Source organism: Streptomyces silvisoli (genome assembly GCF_029269905.1).
In the GTDB taxonomy this organism is placed as follows: domain Bacteria; phylum Actinomycetota; class Actinomycetes; order Streptomycetales; family Streptomycetaceae; genus Streptantibioticus_A; species Streptantibioticus_A silvisoli_A.
Map to the genome: position 1 here is coordinate 219,174 of NZ_JARJBC010000009.1, position 16,999 is coordinate 236,172.

Below are 16,999 nucleotides of genomic sequence, written 5' to 3' on the forward strand. Positions count from 1 at the left end.
GCCGTTGGTCGTTGGTCAGCCCAGCTCCGCCGGAGGCGTTCGCTTGCTGTCGACCTTCTGGGTGCGGACCAGTTCGCCCCAGACGATGTAGCGGTACTCGGAGGTGAAGACCGGGGTGCAGGTCGTCAGGGTGATGTAGCGGCCAGGACCGGTCTTGCCGGACTCTTTGGGGATCTGGTCGATGACGTGCACGTTGTACTTCGAGGTCTGGTTGAGGATGTCGTAGACCTTGTAGACGTACCAGGTGTCCCTGGTCTCGAAGACGATCGCGTCGCCGTCCTTGATCTTGTCGATGTTGTGGAACTTGGCGCCGTGGCCGTCCCGGTGGGCGGCGAGGGTGACGTTGCCGGTCCTGTCCCACGGCATCGCGGACTTCACCGGGTCCGTGTAGTACCCGGCGACGCCCTCGTTCAGCACGTCGACCGAGGTGCCCTTCTTCACCAGCACCTCGTAGTTCCTGCCCATCGCCGGGACGTGCAGGAAGCCGATGCCGTCAGCGGTGTCCAGCGGTCCGGGCGGGCCGCCGCCGGTCTGCTGCTGCGCCCAGTGCCGGCGGACCTGGTCGGCTTCCTTCTGCGCCTGGCGGTCGGCTATGACGTTCGTCCACCACAGCGAGTAGACGACGAACAGTCCGAGCACCAGTCCGGCGGTGATGAGCAGTTCACCGATGACGCTGATGGTGGTGGCGATCCTGCCGCGACCGCGTCGGCGCCGGTGGGTCGCGGGCGCGACCTGGCTGTCGTTCTCGTGCTCGGTGGTAGCCACCGGTCACCCCGTTCTGTGTACGAGTTGCTGTTCCGCGCTCATCCGCCGAGCAGTGCGTCCGGTTTGCCTTCGCTGCGTGGCCGGGAGTCGACCATCTTGCCCCACACGATCATGCGGTAGGTGCTGGTGAACTCGGGGGTGCAGGTGGTGAGCGTGATGTAGCGGCCGGGCTTGGTGAACCCGGAGCCGACCGGGATCGGTTGGATCACCCCGACGTTGGAGGGCGAGGTCTGCGGCAGCCAGCTGGTGATCTCGTACGTGTAGTACGTGCTCGCCGTCTCCACCACGACCTTGTCCCCGGGCACCAGCTTGTTGATGTACCGGAACGGCTCGCCATGGGTGTTGCGGTGCCCGGCGAGCGCGAAGTTGCCGGTCTTGGCCCAGGGCATCGCGGTCTCCTGGGCGCCCGAGTAGTGGCCGACCATGCCCTTGTCCAGGATCTTGGTCTTGTCGGTGCCCTCGGCGATCGGGGCCTCCACGTCGAGCTTCGGGATGTAGATGATGGCGAAGCCCTGACCGGGAGAGAAGGCGCCGGGGTTGCGGTCGTCGCTGGAGCTGGGCTTGCTGTTCCACTGGTGCTGGAGGCTGTTGGTGGCGCTGTTGGACGCCTCGTGCGCCAGGACGTTGGTCCACCACAGCTGGTAGGCCACGAACAGCAGCATCAGCACGCCGAGGGTGATGAAGACCTCCCCCAGGGCGCGGCAGGCGATCACGCCGAGGCCGTCCTTGGCGGCCCGGGCCGCGCGTCTGGCCTCCAGCCGGGAGGCGGGTTGGCGTGCCACGGGCGCCGGTGCGGGGGCGCGTCCGCCGTGCTTGGCGGCCTTGCGCCGCGCGGCACGGCCGCCCGGCGTAGGGGGCGACTCCTGGTCGCCGCCCGGTGGTTGGGCGGCGTGCCCGGATCGTGCGGCACGGCGGCGGGCGGCGCGGCCACCGGGTACCGGGTCCCCTTCGGCGGGCGGTACGACGGGAAGCGGTGCGGTCGTGTCGGGGCGGCGGCGGGCGGGCGGCTCGACCACCGGGAGTTGGGCGGTGGCCTCCGGTACCGGCCGCGCCTGCGGCACGCCCATCGGGTACGGCGTAGCGGCCGGGTCGGCCGACGTGGGGCGGGGCCAGCGGGAGGGGGCGGCGCCCGGTATCGGCAGCGGGTCGGTCAGCGGATCGGCGAGCCGGTCGACGGCGGCCTCGAACTCGGCGGTGTCCTCGAAGCCGCCTGGCAAACCGGGAGGTTCCGCCGTGTTCTCCGGTCGTAGGGTCGTCACGCCCCGACCTTGCCGACCACCGGCGCGAGCCCCGCCGAACGCCCCACGGCGCCCTTGTCGCCGCAGGCGTCGAGCCAGTTGGCGAGCATGCGGTGCCCCCACTCGGTCAGCACCGACTCAGGGTGGAACTGCACGCCCTCCACGGCCAGTTCACGGTGCCGCAGCCCCATGATGACGCCGGACTCGGTCCACGCGGTGATCTCCAACTCGTCCGGCACGGTGTCCCGTTCCACCGCCAGCGAGTGGTAGCGGGTCGCGGTGTACGGGGACGGCAGGCCGGTGAAGACCCCCCGGCCCTCGTGCGTCACCAGCGAGGTCTTGCCGTGCAGCAGTTCCGGCGCGCGGTCCACCACGCCGCCGTACGCCACCGCGATCGACTGGAGGCCGAGGCAGACGCCGAAGACCGGTACGCCGGTGGCCGCGCAGTGCCGCACCATCTCGACGCAGATCCCGGCCTGCTCCGGCGTTCCGGGTCCGGGCGAGAGCAGCACGCCGTCGAAGCCGTCCTGGGCGTGCGCCGTGGTCACCTCGTCGTTGCGCACCACCTCGCACTCGGCGCCGAGTTGGTACAGGTACTGGACGAGGTTGAAAACGAAGCTGTCGTAGTTGTCGACGACCAGAATCCGTGCGTTCATCAGCCCGCGCTGCCTCCACCGTTCACCGTCACGTCGTTGAACGGCAGCAGCGGCTCCGCCCAGGGGAACACCCACTGGAACAGGACGAAGACGATCGCCAGGACGAGCAGGAGCGAAACGACCGCCTTCACCCACACGTTGCCCGGCAGATGCCGCCAGATCCAGCCGTACATTCGGTGCCTTCCGTTTTCTCCAGGCCACTTCCGCACCAGAGTAAGGGGAGAGGGGTGGGTGTTGCGGGTCAGCTGAGCAAAGCTCTCGGCATCCCTTGTTCAACGGGCTGGGTGGCGTCCAGATGGCCCCAGGCGATCAACCGGTGGCTGTGTCCCCACGGCGGGTCGCACGTGGTGAGGGTCAGATAGCGGCCGGGGGCGGTGTACGGGATGGCGGAGCGGTCCAGCGGGGCGGGCAGCGGGTCGATGACGCCGATGTCGTCCGGGAGCGTGAGGTACGGCGGCCTGTCGATCACGTAGGTGTACCAGGCGACGCCGTCGGTGAGGACGACCTTGTCGCCGGGCCGCAGTTCGGGGAAGTCCTCGAACGGATCGCCGTAGGTGCGGCGGTGTCCGGCCACCGCGAAGTTGCCCTGCGCGCCGAGCCGGGCGGTGCCCGTGTAGTGGCCGAGGCCGTGCTGGAGGTCGTCGGTGCCGGTGCCCTGGATCACCGGCTTGTGCCAGTCGGCGCCGAACCGGGGGATGTACATGATCGCGAACGGCTGTCCCGCCCGGTACGCGGCGGGCGGCGGGGAACCGGCGCCGTGAGCGGTGGTGGCGGGCGACGGGGGTGCGGAGCTGACCGGGGTCCTGGCCCAGCGGTCCTGGAGGGCGCCGACCTCGTCGTCCATGGCGTGGTTGGCGCGCACCCCGGTCCAGTAGAGGAGATAGACCACCAGAAGCACGATCAACGCCCCCACGGTGACGCACAGTTCGCTGACGGTGCGTACGATCCCGCGTACTGTCAGCGTCACGCGGATCCCCTCCAGGCGCTGCCGGAGCTATCCCATGGGCTGTGCGTAGTGGAGGTCCACTGTGCCCGAGTACCCAGGAAGAGTCACCTGGTTGCGCGCCTCGACTTTCCAGCCGAGGCCGTACGCGGTCACGTACTGGCGGTAGTTGGTGATCGACGGATCCTTGTCCAGCGCGGTGCGCAGCGCGTTCTGGTCCCCCACGGCGGTGATGGTGTACGGCGGCGAGTAGACACGGCCCTGGAGCAGCAGGGTGTTGCCGACGCAGCGGACCGCGCTGGTGGAGATCAGCCGCTGGTCCATCACCTGGACGCCCTGGGCGCCGCCCCGCCACAGTGCGTTGACCACGGCCTGCAGGTCCTGTTGGTGGATGACGAGGTCGTTGGGCTGCGGCTGGGGGACTCCGGGGATACGGGCGGTGGCGTTCGGCGGCGCGTCGTTGAGGGTCACGGTGACGGCGTCGCCGGTCAACGGCTTGGTTCCGGCGGCCTGTCCCAGGGTGTCGGTCCTGCGCTGCTCGGCGGGGCTCTGGCCGCTCTCACGGTGGGCCAGGGCGTCGACGTCGCCGCGCAGTGCGGACAGTTGCTGTTCCAGGTCCGCGTTCTGGTGGCTCTTGGCGCGGATCAGGTCGGAGGTGCGCAGCAGCGAGTCGTCGGTGCGGATGTTGCCGCCGTGCGCGGTGTCGTAGCTGGTCCAGAACAGCACACCGGCGAGCGCGAAGACCGCCGCCGAGAGTACCTTCGACAGTGCGGGGCGGCGGGCGGGGCGCACCGGAGCGCCGGCGGAATCGCTCATGGGACCCTTATCTCCTTCGCACCCGCGGAAGCACTACGCTAACGGACGCCCGGGGGCGGCACACCACGCTCCCCGCCTGGCGCAACAACACCGCATCCGCCCTGCGTGTCCCGCAGCGCATCGACAGGAGAGCCCCTCGTGCCGAAGTCACGGATCCGCAAGAAGGCCGACTTCACGCCGCCGCCGGAGAAGACCACCGCAGCGTTCAGGTTGCACACGGGCCGCCGCTGGGTCGCCCCGCTGATGCTGGCGCTGTTCCTGATCGGTCTGGCGTGGATCGTCGTCTTCTACGTGACCACGGGGAACCTGCCCATCGAGGCGTGGGGCAACTGGAACATCGTGGTGGGCTTCGGCTTCATCGCGGGGGGCTTCGTCGTCTCGACGCAGTGGAAGTAGCGGTGCCGCGGGAGGCCCTCGTGCGGGGCCTCCTCCAGCCGGAGGTGTGACAGCGGTCGGCAGGCGCGGGCCCACGGCCGCGTCAACCTCTCGCCCCGACCATCCACAGAGTTATCCACAGGGACATCCACAGTGGGGAAAAGGTCGGAAGATCTGTGGATAACCTCTCGGTTGTTGACACCGGTGTGACCGGAGAACCGCCGCACGCCCCACCCGCCGCCCGTCGCGATCTTGCTGGTGAAACGTATATGCGAGCAGGTCACAAGGGCACCGCGCACGGGATGCACAGGCCCTCGCACGCTCTGTGGATAAGTGCGATGAACGTCGTGCTCAGCCGTTGATCCGGATCACTCCGGCGACCACCACGCCCACGATCACCAGGCCCATCGCGGCACACGTGCCCCACTGCACCAGGGCCCGCCGCTCGCGCGGCGCGTGCACCATTCCGTAGGCGATCACCGTGCCCGTCACCAGACCGCCGACATGGGCCCGCCAGTCGATGGTCTGCGACTGGGCGAAGGTGAACAGCAGGTTCAGCACGATGATCGCGACGATCGGCCGCAGGTCGTAGTTGAGCCGCCGCATCAGCACGAACGTCGCGCCGAGCAACCCGAAGATCGCCCCGGACGCGCCCAGCGACTCCGCACCGGCGCCGGCGACCAGGAACGACAGGGCGCTGCCGCCCAGTCCGGACAGCAGGTACAGCGTCAGATAGCGCACCCGGCCCAGGGCGACCTCAAGCCCGGGTCCGATCCACCACAGCGACAGCATGTTGAAGCCGATGTGGATGAGCTGCTGGTGCAGGAAGACCGCGGTCAGCAGCCGGTAGTACTGGCCCTCGGCGACACCGATCGTGGCGTGGAACGGCGGCGGGGGCCAGGCGCCCACCAGCGCCAGGTCCTCCACCAGCCGACTGCCCTGCGCCTGCACGGCGAGGAAGACCGCGATGTTGATCCCGATCAGGATCGTGGTGATCAGCCGCGGATTGGCCACCAACGTGCCGCCCGCGACGGTGCGCGGCCGGGGTGCCGACTGGTGGCTGGCGCTTATGCACTCCGGGCACTGGAACCCGACCGCGGCGCTGACCATGCACTCCGGGCAGATCGGACGGTCACAGCGGGCGCATCGCACGCCAGTCTCGCGGTCGGGATGCCGGTAGCAGCAGACCGCCTGGTCCATGGTCATCTTCTTCCCTCTACCGACTCCACCGACATGGGACTTCCTCGGCCGACGCGTGTCACGCCGCCCGCGTCGGGCCGCCGAACCCGGCGCCCCGCCCGTCCATACGAATGAATACGGACGGGCGGGGCGTCTGGGTTCCCGGCAGGCCGGGTGGCGCGGTCAGCCCTCGCGCTTCTCCACGACGACGGTCTCGATGACCACGTCGTTGAGCGGGCGGTCGGTGCGCGGGTTGGTCTGCGCGGTGGCGATGGCGTCCACGACCTTCTTGCTCGCCTCGTCGACGACCTCGCCGAAGATGGTGTGCTTGCCGGTCAGCCACGCGGTCGGCGCCACCGTGATGAAGAACTGCGAGCCGTTGGTGCCCGGACCGGCGTTGGCCATGGCCAGCAGGTACGGCTTGGTGAAGGCCACGTCGGGGTGGAACTCGTCGGCGAACGTGTAACCGGGCCCGCCGGTGCCGTTGCCCAGCGGGTCGCCGCCCTGGATCATGAAGCCGGAGATGACCCGGTGGAAGACAGTGCCGTCGTAGAGCTTGTCGGTGGTCTTCTTGCCGGTCGCCGGGTGCGTCCACTCGCGCTGGCCCTCGGCGAGCTCCACGAAGTTCTTCACGGTCTTGGGAGCGTGGTTCGGCAGGAGCCGGACGGCGATGTCTCCCTGATTGGTCTTGAGGGTGGCGTAGAGCTGCTCGGCCACGACGTACCTTCCATAGACTTCACTGACAACCACGAATCCTCGCACGGGCGAAGTTCGCAGGAGTAGCCCGACCGCACGACGGGCCGGTTGTGCCCCGGATGCCCGAACGCACATGCCGTAGGGCGCGCGAGCGGGCATGATCTCTATCCGGGTGGAAAGGCGAAATGTGCCGACCGCCACCGAGAAGGAGGTTCTCGTGACCCGCAAGGACAGCGTGCGCAACGCGGCCGTGGTGACCAGGGACAGCGTGCGCCACGCGGCGGAGGTGGTGGCGCCGTACGCGGGCACGGCGCGCGACACCGCCGTGCAGTACGCGCAGGAGGCGCGCCAGGCGCTGGCGCCCAAGGTGTCGTCCGCCGCGAACTACGCCGCGCTCCAGGCACGCGCCCAGTACGACACCCATCTGCAGCCGCGCATCGCCCAGGCGGTGGACGCGGTTCCGCCGGGGGTGGCCGACAAGGCGGCCAAGGCCACCAAGCAGACCCGCAAAGCGGCCCGGCAGGCCGCGGACTACGCGGCGCCCCGGGTCGGCCAGGCCGCCCAGGCGGCCCGCGCGGCGGCCGAGCCGGTGCGCGAGGAGGCCGCCACACGTGCCGCGGCGGCCATGGCCGCGCTGCGCGGCGGGGTTTCGGCCGCCGACATCGAGAAGCTGGCCAGAAGGCACAACCGCCGGTGCCGGATGGGCCGGATCGCCAAGATGATGGTGGTGGTGGGCGTGCTGGGTGGCGGTACGTTCGCCGCGGTGCGGTGGTGGAAGCGGCAGACCAATCCGGAGTGGCTGGTGGAGCCGCCGTCCGCGACCGAGGTCCCGGACGCCAGCCGCGCCCCGCTGCACTCCGTGGACGGCTCGGTCGACTCCCTGGACCCGGAGGTACGCGCCAAGCAGGACGCGGCTGACGCCGCGAAGGACGGTAAGAAGCCGCACGGCAAGTAAGGGGGCAGGGGCTTTGGTGCGGCCCCGGAGCCCCTCGGACAGGTCACCTGAGCGGTGCGGGCGCGGCCGTCTCGGCACCGTCGGCCTTTCACCCTGAGGGGTGCTCGTGTCGCGGTGGAGGCGATGGGGGCCGGGCCGACGGTGTTGAGTCGGCCACGGCCCGCTACGCGGTTCCCGCCAGCATTCCCAACGCCGCCGCCCGGTCCAGGGACGTCCCCCGGGCGTAGGCCGCCTCGAAGCGGAGGTCGCCCAGGGCGGCGCGGGCCGCGCCCACCAGGCCCGGCTCGCGGGCGACCCCGCACAACACCTCGACCCCTCCCAGCAGTTCCGCCGCCCGCTCGGCCGCACCGTCCAGCAACGCGAGATCCACCCGTGCCTCCGCCACCCGTACCACCACCGACAGGAGGCGCAGCGCGGAACCGCCCACCTCGGCGAGGTGCGCCCGGGCCCGCGCCGCGTCGCCTTCCGCCACCGCCGTCCTGGCCAGTACGACCAGCGCGTTCGCCCGCACCAGATCACCGGCGAACACCCCGGCGGGGCACTCACGCAACGCCAGTTCGCACAGTCGGCGGGCCTCCCCGTACTCGCCGCGCAGCCATGCGCTCTCGCCCAGGCCGAGGTGCGCCGCGGCCAGCGCGTCGAACGCTCCCATGCCGCACGCCAGTTCCGCCGCCCGGCGGAAGCCCGCGTCCGCCGCCTCGTACTCCCCGACCCGCGCCAGGCTCACCGAACGCAGCGACAGCTCCTCCACCATCTCCTGACCGGCGTCCAACTCGGTGGAGAGCGCCAGGGCCTGGTCGAACAGCTCGATGGCGTGCCGCGGTTCACCCTGGAACGCGGCGAGGTCGGCGCGCCACGACAGCGCCATCGCCATCCCCCAACGGTCCCCGAGCGAACGGAAGTCGGCGAGCGCCTGGTCCAGCTCGGCGGCGCTGTCGGCCAGTTCGGCGTGCGTCATCCAGAGCTGGATACCGGTGCCCAGCCGTATCAGCGCCCTGGACCACACGTCGGGCAGCGCCGAGTCCGGCAGCACCGGCCGCACCGGCACCCCCGCATACGTCCCCCACAGCATCATCAGCACCGGATACCGCAGCGGCAGCGACTCGCCGTGCCCGGCGACCTTCCTGGCCGCGGCCAGATGCGGCGCGAGTTCCTCGACATCCGAGGTGCCGGACGCCGCCGCCAGTACGCACAGCGCGTACTCCTCCGCCAGTCCGGCGGGCGGGTTGGGGCCGAGCGCGGCCAGCACGTGCCGTGCCGGGCCGGCGCCCTCGTACCGCACCCCGCGCAGCGCCCAGTACGTGGACAGTCCGCCGAAGAACCGCAGCGCGGTGGCGGTGTCGCCGTACGCGACGGCGCGCCACAGCGCGATGTGCAGGTTGTCGTGCTCGGCCTGGATCCGCGCCAGCCAGTCGAGCTGCTCCGCACCGCGCAGATACGGTTCGGCGGTGGTGGCCAGCCGGCTGAAGCACCCGATGTGGGCGCGGCGTACGGCATCGGTCTCGCCGGCCGCTTCGAGCCGCTCCGCGCAGTACGCGCGGATGGTCTCCAGCATGCGGTAGCGGACGCTGTCCGAACCGTCCGACCGGTCGGCCACCACCAGCGACTTGTCCACCAGCGACTCGGTCAGGTCGAGCACATCGGCCGCCTCGATGCCCGCCACCGCGCCAGCGGCCTGGTCCGCGCACACCACCTCGGCGGCGGCCAGCGTCCAGCCCCCGGCGAACACGGCGGCCCGGCGCAGTACGGCACGCTCCGCATCGGACAGCAGCTGCCAGCTCCAGTCGACCACCGCGCGCAGTGTCCGCTGGCGCGGCTGGGCGGTGCGGCTGCCCCGGGACAGCAGCCGGAACCGCTCGTCACGAGGCGCGTCGGACGGTTCGCGGGCAGGCCGCAGCGCGCCGAGCCGGGCCGCGATGTCGGCCGCGGAGAGCGAACGCAGCCGGGCCGCGGCCAGCTCGATGGCGAGCGGCAGCCCGTCGAGCGCCTCGCAGACGCGCAGCACCGCCGCCAGATCGCCGTCCCGTACGGCGTCCGGACGGACCGCGGCGGCACGCTCCAGGAACAACCGCACCGCCGGGTAGTCCCGCGCCCCCTGGGCGTCGGTCCCCGGCGGCGGGAGCGGCAACGGCGGTACGGCGCAGAGGACTTCGCCGGTGATGCCGAGCGCCTCCCGGGTGGTGGCCAGCACCCGCAGCGCCGGGCAGTCGGCGAGCAGCCGGGCGACGAGCGGCGCGACGGCCTCAATGAGGTGCTCGCAGTTGTCGAGGACCAGCAGGGTGGGGCGGTCGCCGAGCACCGCCGTCAACTGCGCCACCGGGTCCTGCGCGGCACGGGCGCCGGTCATCCGGCCGGCGTCCCGCACCCCGAGGGCGCCGAGCAGGTACTGCGGCAGCTCGGCGCCGCCACTGAGCCCGGACAGCCCGACGAAGCACACCCCGCCGGGATGCCGTCCGGCCGCCTCCACCGACAGCCGGGTCTTGCCCGCGCCCCCTGGGCCGATCAGCGTGACCAGCCGTGCGTCGGTCAACCGCCTTCCGATGGCGGCGAGTTCGTCAACCCGTCCGACGAAGCTGCCCAGTTGGGCCGGGAGCGCGCGGCGGGCGGGCTTGGCGGGTACCGGTTCCGTGCGCAGCACCGCGAGATGCGCCCGGTTCAGCTCCGGTCCGGGGTCGGCGCCGAGGTCCTCGGCCAGCGTGCGCCGCGCCTCCTCGTACACCGCCAGCGCCTCGCCGCCCTGTCCGGTGCCGTGCAGCGCGTGCATCAGCTGGGCGCGCAACCGCTCCCGCAGTGGGTGGGCCGCCACCAGGTGGCGTAGTTCGGGGGTGAGTTCGCGGTGCGCGCCGAGCGCCAACTCGGCGGCGATACGGTCCTCCAGGGCCGCCAGCCGCGACTCCTCAAGCCGGGCGGCCTGACCGGCGACGAACGGCGCCGCGCCGACATCGGCGAGCGCCGGGCCCCGCCAGAGCGCCAGCGCCTCCCGCAGCAGCCCGGCCGCCCGCACCGCGTCCCCAGCGCCGAGCGCGGCCCGCCCCAGCCCGGCCAGCCGTTCGAAGCGGTACACGTCCACCTCGTCCGGGTCGATGGCGAACCGGTATCCACCGGGATGCCGCTCAATGCGCTCGTCCAGCACGGCACGCAGCCGGGACACCTGCGCCTGTACGGCGTTGACCACTCCCGCCGGAGGCTCCGCCCCGTACAGCCCGTCGACCAGCCGCTCCACCGGCACGACCCGGCCCGCGTCAAGCAGCAGCGACGCGAACACCGCCCGCCGTACCGCCCCGCCCAACGCGACGGCCGCACCGTCCCTCCGCAGCGCCCGCGTCTCCCCCAGAATCCCGAATCGCACGGGGTGATTGTCCCCCGGGGGCGGGGGCCGAGGATCATCGAGCAGCACGCCGACCGGTTCGAACGACCGGAAATCGGCCGAGGACCGGCCCTTCCCCGCGCCCGGCATCGGCAAGGTCAAGGCGAGTCCGCCGCGACGCCGTCGAGCGCGGCGCCCGCCGCCGTGCGGGACGACGCCGTCCGGCGCGGCCGGGGAACCACCGGGAGAACGAGGACCGGCCCCGCGAGCGGCGCCAGGCGCCCCACGGCCCAGGCCGCTACCGCTACCGCTACCGCCGCACCAGGTCCGCGGGATCCGTGTTCGCGCCGCACAGGACGACGCAGACCTTCTCGCCCGGAGCCGGGGTGTAGGCGCCGGACAGGAGGGCGGCGTGGGCCGTGGCGGCGGCGGGCTCCACGGCCAGGCGGTGGCTGTCCCAGAGGTGTCGGCGGGCGGCGATGATCTCCTCGTCGGGGACGAGGACGGACCGTACGTCGGCGCGAAGGGCCCAGTCCAGGGCGGTCTGCGAGGCGCGGCGGGCGCCCAGGGCGTCGGCGGCCACCGAGTCCACGGTGACGTCGACCGGCTGACCGGCGGCGATCGCGGCGTTCAGGGCGCGGCAGTCGCGCGGCTCCACGGCGACGACGCGCACCCCGTGGTGGTCGGCCGCGGCGGCGGTGCCCGCGAACAGGCCTCCGCCGCCGACGGCCACCACGACCGTGTCGACGTCGGGCAGCGCCGCGTGGATCTCCTCGAAAAGGGTGCCCGCTCCGGCGGCGATCAGCGGATGGTCGTAGGCGTGTGACTCCAGCGCACCGGTCTCGGCCGCGTAGTGGCGGGAGGCCTCAAGCGCCTCGCTGTACTCGGTGCCCACCTGGTGCACGTCCGCGCCCAGCGCGCGCAGTCCGGCGACCTTCACCGCGGGGGCGGTGGTGGGGGTGAACACGGCCGCCCGGATCCCGATCCGGGCGGCGGCCCAGGCGCAGGCCAGGCCCGCGTTGCCGCCGGAGGCGATGACCACGCCGGACGGCGGCATGGTGCCCGCCTCCTGGTGCGAGGCGGCGAAGTTCGCCGCGCCACGGGCCTTGAACGTCCCCGTGCACTGCATGAACTCACAGGCGAACCAGACCCCGTCGGCGCCGCAGGCCCCCGGCCCGACGGCCGCGACGGTCACCGGCCGGACCAGCCCGGCGATACGGTCCACGGCTGACTTCACATCGCGGTACTCGAGTTGGGACATGTTCGACGAGCCTCCAGTGAACGGGTCCGGCTATCTTCACCCAGTAGACCTCCAGGCACGGTGCGAGGAGTCCGGCGACCGAGAGCGCGACGGTATCGCCCTGCCCTGGAGGGGGGCGGGTGCCAGGCGCCGGGCGTATCCCGCGAGCAGCGCCCAAGCCTGGTGAGGCTGGTGACGAAGACGGCCGTGGCCAGCGCCAGCAGCGCGGCCGTGGGGAGCTTGGGCGAACCCGCTTCCACAGTGGTCGGGTTGGGCTTTCGGGTGAGCCGGTGTGCGGTGTCGTCGGACATGTCCGCATGCTCGAACCCTCACACATATATGAGGGTCAAGCCCGGCCCGCAGGCGGCCTCGGCCACCCGTGCGCAGGAAATGCCCCCGGCCCAGCGTCTCCGCTGGTCAGAGGGCATCCGAAGGTGTGGAGCCTAGGGGAGTCGAACCCCTGACATCTGCCATGCAAAGACAGCGCTCTACCAACTGAGCTAAGGCCCCTCGGCATGGGGTGAGCCACGCCGCAGACCAGGGTACCGGGTACTCGGGGGAATCTTGTACACGGTTTTGGCTGGAGCGGAGGTGGGGCGGGGTTCGTAGGATGGTTTCGCTGTATTCGCAGCCGCAAACAGGAGCTGGGATGGACACCTCGTCGCCGCAGGACGCCGCCGTGCGTGCGCGGGAGCAGCAGCGGAGCTGGTACGGGGAGCCGCTGGGGGACCTGTTCCGGCGGCTGATCGGGGACCTCGGGCTGAACCAGGCGCGGCTCGCCTCCGTGCTCGGACTGTCCGCGCCGATGCTGTCGCAGTTGATGAGCGGACAGCGGGCCAAGATCGGTAACCCGGCGGTGGTGCAGCGGCTGCAACTGCTGCGGGAGCTGTCCGCACAGGTGGCGGAGGGGGCGGTGACGGCCGTGGAGGCGGCCGCGCGGATGGAGGAGATCCGGGAGGCGGCCGGGTCCGCGCTGCTGGGCAGCGCCACGCAGTCCACCGGCGGGCGGGCGGTGCCGTCGCCGCGCCGGGTGGTGCGCGAGATCCAGTCGCTGCTGCGTTCGCTGGGCTCCGCCGACGAGCTGCTCAGCGCGGCAGGCGCCCTCGCCGACAGCCATCCGCAACTGGCAGAGTTCCTCCGTGTGTACGGCGCCGGGCGCACAGATGACGCCGTGGCGCACTTCGAGGCGCATCAGGACTGAACCGAACACTACGTCTGAGGGGCGCGCGGCATGGGTGAGGTCTTCGCGGGCCGCTACGAACTGGTCGACCCGATCGGGCGCGGCGGAGTGGGAGCGGTCTGGCGCGCCTGGGACCTGCGGCGGCGCAGATACGTGGCGGCCAAGGTGCTCCTGCAGGGCGACGCGCACTCGCTGCTGCGCTTCGTACGGGAGCAGGCGCTGCGCATCGACCATCCGCATGTGCTGGCCCCGGCGAGCTGGGCGGCGGACGACGAGAAGGTGCTGTTCACCATGGACCTGGTGCGCGGCGGTTCGCTGGCACACCTGGTCGGGGACTACGGGCCGCTGCCGCCGCGGTATGTGTGCGTGCTGCTCGACCAGTTGCTGGCCGGGCTGACCGCGGTGCACGCGGAGGGCGTGGTGCACCGGGACATCAAGCCCGCCAACGTGCTGCTGGAGGCGACCGGAACGGGCCGCCCGCATGTGCGGCTGTCCGACTTCGGCATCGCGATGCGCAAGGGCGAGCCCCGGCTGACCGACACCAACTACGTGGTGGGGACGCCGGGTTACTTCGCGCCCGAGCAACTGGCGGGCGCGGAACCGGACTTCCCCGCTGACCTGTACGCGGTGGGCCTGGTGGCCCTCTTCCTGCTCACCGGCCGCAGACCGGACTCCCAGGCGCTGGTCGAGCGGTTCCTTGAGTACGGCGTGCCGAACGCCCCGCAGGGCGTGCCGGAACCGCTGTGGCAGGTCATCGCCACCTTGCTGAACCCCAACCCGGAAGCCAGGTTCCGTACGCCCACCGGGGCGCGCAAGGCGCTGGCCGCGGCCATGGAGCTGCTGCCGGAACCGGACATCGACGAGGAGCCCATCGAGGTCTTCGACCAACTCGGCCCGCTGCCGGAGGGGTTCGGCCCGGACGGCCCGGTCCGGCTCACCGCACCGGGGGGCACCGCCGAGGCGTACACCGGAACCGGCGGCCTGGGGGCGCCCGTGCCGGGCTCCGGGGTGCGCCTCGCGGTGCCCGCCTCGCCGACCGCGCCGCTGGCCGGGGCGACCAGGCGGTACACCTCGGTGCCGGTGGCGGACAGACCGGCGGCGGCGCGCAAGGCGCCCGGGCCACGGGCCAAGGTGGTGGTGCCGGTGCTGGTGGTGGCCGTGCTCTGCTTCGCGGTGGGCATCTGGGCGCTCACCGTGGCATAGCTCACCGTCTGCGGGACCGTACCGCCCACACGGCGAGGCCGGCCACCAGCAGGGTCCCGGCGCCGAGGCCGCCGTAGCCGACGGCCAGCAGCATGCGGTTCGGGGTGGCGCCGCCGCCGTCGGCGGATGAGGGGGCCGCGGTGACGCCGAATCCGGCTGCACCGGCGTCACCGGCGTAGCGCGGGCCGGGCTGCCGGGTGCCGGTGACGGCGAGCCGCAGGGTGACGTCCACACCGCCGGTGGTGTACTTCGCCACGTCGGGATGCACGCTGAGCTGCACGTAGTACCAACCGGACACCGGCGCCGAGTTGACCCGTACGTCCGCGGACTCGCGGTTGAGATAGTCCACGGTGGGCGTCTGGGCGGTGACGGCCGCCTGTGCGCCGCTGTACGGGGCGGTCGCGTCGCTCACCAGGCCACGCGCCGGGTTGTACAGCACCAGGCGCACACCGCTGGTGGAGAAGCCGCCGCTGCCGGTGGTGTCGGCGTTGGCGAACTCGGCGGTGGCGGTGAGCCGTTGGCCCCAGTCGACCGGGACCCGGTAGAAGTGCGTCTCGCCGGGCGCCAGATGGTCCTGGTAGACCCCGGTACCGGGCAGCCGGGCGGGGCCGCCGTCCATGTCGGGGTCACCGGTGACCGGCGTGGGCGAGCCGTCAACGGCCGGGGGCGTTGCCGTCGTATAGCTCTGCACCGGTCCGGAACCCACTGCGGTGACCGGGGGTTCGGACATATAGCGGATGTCCAGCGGCCAGTCCTCGGCGCTGGACGCCGCCGCGTTGACCCGCTGTACCGACAGCAGGTAGTCACCCGCCTGCTGGCAGCTGCCGGTGGGCTTGACGGTGCGCACCACGGCACCGCCCACCGGTTCGACGGCGCCGTCCGCGCCGAACCGCGCGTCGTACGCGTCGCACGGGGTGCCGTCCCGGCCGGATAACTTCAGGCTGACGCCGTCGAGGAAGCCGACCCTGCTGCCGCGCGGTGGAACGGCGAAGACGGACAGATAGGCGGAGGACCGGGCGTCCAGCCGTACCACGTAGTACTTGGTGCCGCCCTTGGCGAGGGTGTCGCGGTAGGTGTGTCCGGCCGTCAGCCGGGGCGCGGTATCGCTCCTGGCCGTGCCGGATATCCGCTCACCGTGCGGCACCCAGCCCTGTGGGGCGGTGTCCGCCTCCGCGCTCGCGCCGGGCAGCGCAAGGGCCACCAGCGTCGCGAGCGCCGCCAGGATGCCTTTCCGGTCCCTTGCCACGCCCCACCCCTCGATCTTTGCTTACGCGAAGATATTGATGTGCGTATGCGAATTCAATAGCGAGTCCAATGGCGAAGCCCCGACCGCGAGGCGGTCGGGGCCCGACTGAGACTGCGGATACGGGGCTCAGGCGCTCGTGCCGGAACCTGCCGGTACGGAGTCGGTCGCCTCCGTCCACAGGTCCTGCTCGGCGCGGTCCGCCTGGATCTGGCGGTACACGAGGAGCCCGCCGATGGCGGCCAGTGCGACCAGGAGAAACTTCTTCACCGCGCGACCTCGTCCTTCTTACGTTGGGAGTCCTCCGATGCGCCCGATGATACACACCGGTCGATATAGAACGGTGACCTAGGCTCGACTCGGTCAACTCCCGCGAGCGGAAAGCAGAAGGGCCGGGTACTCGATCGAGTACCCGGCCCCTCGCGCTGGTGGGGCTAACAGGACTTGAACCTGTGGCCTCTTCCTTATCAGGGAAGCGCTCTAACCGTCTGAGCTATAGCCCCGCGCTGCACCGAAAGATTAGCGCACAGGTGGCGCTGTCCCAAAATCGATAGCCAGCGACGGTCACTCGTCCTCGGCGAGGGTCAGCTCGACGCCGCCCACGAAGCCCGAGGTCAGGTTGTAGAGGAACGAGCCCAGCGTGGCCAGCGCGGTCAGCAGCACCACGTCGATCACCGCGATGACCGAGGTGAACTCCACGACATGGGAGAGCGACAGGAAGGACTGCAGGTCGAAGCCGGTCTGCTGGCCGGATCCGGTCGCCTCGGTGATGGTGTTGCCGACCGTGGAGAAGACGCCCAGCGCGTCCAGCACCATCCACAGCACGGAGACCGCGACGATCGTGCACACCCCGAGCGCGATGGAGAACAGGAAGCTGACCTTCATCACCGACCACGGATCGGCCTTGGCGATCCGCAGCCGGGCGCTGCGGGTACGCGGCGCCGTACGGGCGGCGGCGGGGCGCGGCTTGCGCACCCCGCCCTGTACCGGCAGCCCAGCGACGCCCTGAGGCGGCTGGTAGGCCTGCGGCGGGCGGTGCGGCTGGGCGGGGACGCTCGCGCCGCTCTCGGCGGCGGTACGCCGGGCCGCCCCGCCCTCGGTGGCGGAGCCACGGGCACTACCCACCGGGGCGGCCTCGGTGGCCGCTCCCGGCCGTCCGTCCGCCCCCGCGCCGCCCGCGGCAGCGCCCGTGGCTCCACTCAC

The 16,999-nt window shown here is 71.8% G+C and carries 17 protein-coding genes and 2 tRNA genes; 4 read left to right on the top strand and 15 right to left on the bottom strand.

Going from position 1 to position 16,999, the window contains the following annotated elements; translation table 11 throughout:
- Nucleotides 1–15: 15 nt before the first annotated feature.
- From P3G67_RS17120 to P3G67_RS17145, 6 genes are all read right to left on the bottom strand, one after another.
- Complete coding sequence (locus tag P3G67_RS17120; RefSeq protein WP_276094251.1) at nt 16–765, bottom strand: class E sortase; 750 nt, start codon at nt 763–765, stop codon at nt 16–18.
- 38 nt (nt 766–803) lie between these two features.
- The gene (locus P3G67_RS17125; RefSeq protein WP_276094252.1) at nt 804–2,024 is read right to left on the bottom strand and encodes a class E sortase; all 1,221 of its coding nucleotides are present in this window, start codon (nt 2,022–2,024) and stop codon (nt 804–806) included.
- Nucleotides 2,021–2,659, bottom strand: a complete 639-nt coding sequence (locus tag P3G67_RS17130; protein ID WP_276094253.1) for an aminodeoxychorismate/anthranilate synthase component II — start codon at nt 2,657–2,659, stop codon at nt 2,021–2,023. The genes P3G67_RS17125 and P3G67_RS17130 overlap by 4 nt, the downstream gene beginning before the upstream one ends.
- Complete coding sequence (locus P3G67_RS17135) at nt 2,659–2,832, bottom strand: hypothetical protein (RefSeq protein ID WP_269855375.1); 174 nt, start codon at nt 2,830–2,832, stop codon at nt 2,659–2,661. Before P3G67_RS17135 ends, P3G67_RS17130 begins: the two co-directional genes overlap by 1 nt.
- Nucleotides 2,833–2,900: 68 nt before the next feature.
- Nucleotides 2,901–3,620, bottom strand: coding sequence for a class E sortase (locus P3G67_RS17140; RefSeq protein ID WP_276094288.1), 720 nt, complete (start codon nt 3,618–3,620; stop codon nt 2,901–2,903).
- Nucleotides 3,621–3,653: 33 nt separating this feature from the next.
- Nucleotides 3,654–4,418 (bottom strand): DUF881 domain-containing protein, encoded by a 765-nt coding sequence (locus P3G67_RS17145; protein ID WP_269855376.1) that lies wholly within the window; start codon nt 4,416–4,418, stop codon nt 3,654–3,656.
- A gap of 138 nt (nt 4,419–4,556) precedes the next feature.
- Here P3G67_RS17145 and crgA point away from each other — a divergent pair, with 138 nt between their 5' ends.
- Entirely contained in the window at nt 4,557–4,814 is a 258-nt protein-coding gene (gene crgA, locus P3G67_RS17150) for a cell division protein CrgA (protein WP_269855377.1), read from the top strand.
- Between the two features lie 330 nt (nt 4,815–5,144).
- Here crgA and P3G67_RS17155 read toward each other — a convergent pair whose 3' ends face one another.
- The gene (locus tag P3G67_RS17155) at nt 5,145–5,993 is read right to left on the bottom strand and encodes a rhomboid family intramembrane serine protease (protein ID WP_276094289.1); all 849 of its coding nucleotides are present in this window, start codon (nt 5,991–5,993) and stop codon (nt 5,145–5,147) included.
- 162 nt (nt 5,994–6,155) lie between these two features.
- A complete protein-coding gene (locus tag P3G67_RS17160; RefSeq protein WP_276094254.1) occupies nt 6,156–6,689 on the bottom strand; it encodes a peptidylprolyl isomerase in 534 nt (177 codons plus the stop codon).
- Between the two features lie 196 nt (nt 6,690–6,885).
- On the opposite strand from P3G67_RS17160, the gene P3G67_RS17165 reads away from it, so the two are divergent.
- Nucleotides 6,886–7,623 (top strand): DUF5324 family protein, encoded by a 738-nt coding sequence (locus P3G67_RS17165; protein WP_276094255.1) that lies wholly within the window; start codon nt 6,886–6,888, stop codon nt 7,621–7,623.
- Nucleotides 7,624–7,786: 163 nt separating this feature from the next.
- Here the strand turns inward: P3G67_RS17165 and P3G67_RS17170 are convergent, their stop codons facing one another.
- From P3G67_RS17170 to P3G67_RS17180, 3 genes are all read right to left on the bottom strand, one after another.
- Nucleotides 7,787–10,972, bottom strand: a complete 3,186-nt coding sequence (locus P3G67_RS17170; RefSeq protein ID WP_276094256.1) for a BTAD domain-containing putative transcriptional regulator — start codon at nt 10,970–10,972, stop codon at nt 7,787–7,789.
- 268 nt (nt 10,973–11,240) lie between these two features.
- Entirely contained in the window at nt 11,241–12,191 is a 951-nt protein-coding gene (locus P3G67_RS17175) for a serine/threonine dehydratase (protein ID WP_276094257.1), read from the bottom strand.
- A gap of 416 nt (nt 12,192–12,607) precedes the next feature.
- A tRNA-Ala gene (locus P3G67_RS17180) sits at nt 12,608–12,680 on the bottom strand.
- Between the two features lie 139 nt (nt 12,681–12,819).
- On the opposite strand from P3G67_RS17180, the gene P3G67_RS17185 reads away from it, so the two are divergent.
- Both P3G67_RS17185 and P3G67_RS17190 read left to right on the top strand, forming a co-directional pair.
- The gene (locus P3G67_RS17185) at nt 12,820–13,371 is read left to right on the top strand and encodes a helix-turn-helix domain-containing protein (protein WP_269855382.1); all 552 of its coding nucleotides are present in this window, start codon (nt 12,820–12,822) and stop codon (nt 13,369–13,371) included.
- A gap of 30 nt (nt 13,372–13,401) precedes the next feature.
- Entirely contained in the window at nt 13,402–14,553 is a 1,152-nt protein-coding gene (locus P3G67_RS17190) for a serine/threonine-protein kinase (protein ID WP_276094258.1), read from the top strand.
- Nucleotide 14,554: 1 nt separating this feature from the next.
- On the opposite strand, the gene P3G67_RS17195 is transcribed toward P3G67_RS17190, so the two are convergent.
- The 4 genes from P3G67_RS17195 to P3G67_RS17210 form a co-directional block, all read right to left on the bottom strand.
- Complete coding sequence (locus P3G67_RS17195; protein ID WP_276094259.1) at nt 14,555–15,799, bottom strand: hypothetical protein; 1,245 nt, start codon at nt 15,797–15,799, stop codon at nt 14,555–14,557.
- A gap of 126 nt (nt 15,800–15,925) precedes the next feature.
- Entirely contained in the window at nt 15,926–16,066 is a 141-nt protein-coding gene (locus P3G67_RS17200; RefSeq protein WP_255926153.1) for a DLW-39 family protein, read from the bottom strand.
- Between the two features lie 156 nt (nt 16,067–16,222).
- Nucleotides 16,223–16,299 (bottom strand) — tRNA-Ile (locus P3G67_RS17205).
- A gap of 61 nt (nt 16,300–16,360) precedes the next feature.
- Entirely contained in the window at nt 16,361–16,999 is a 639-nt protein-coding gene (locus tag P3G67_RS17210; RefSeq protein WP_276094260.1) for a DUF3566 domain-containing protein, read from the bottom strand.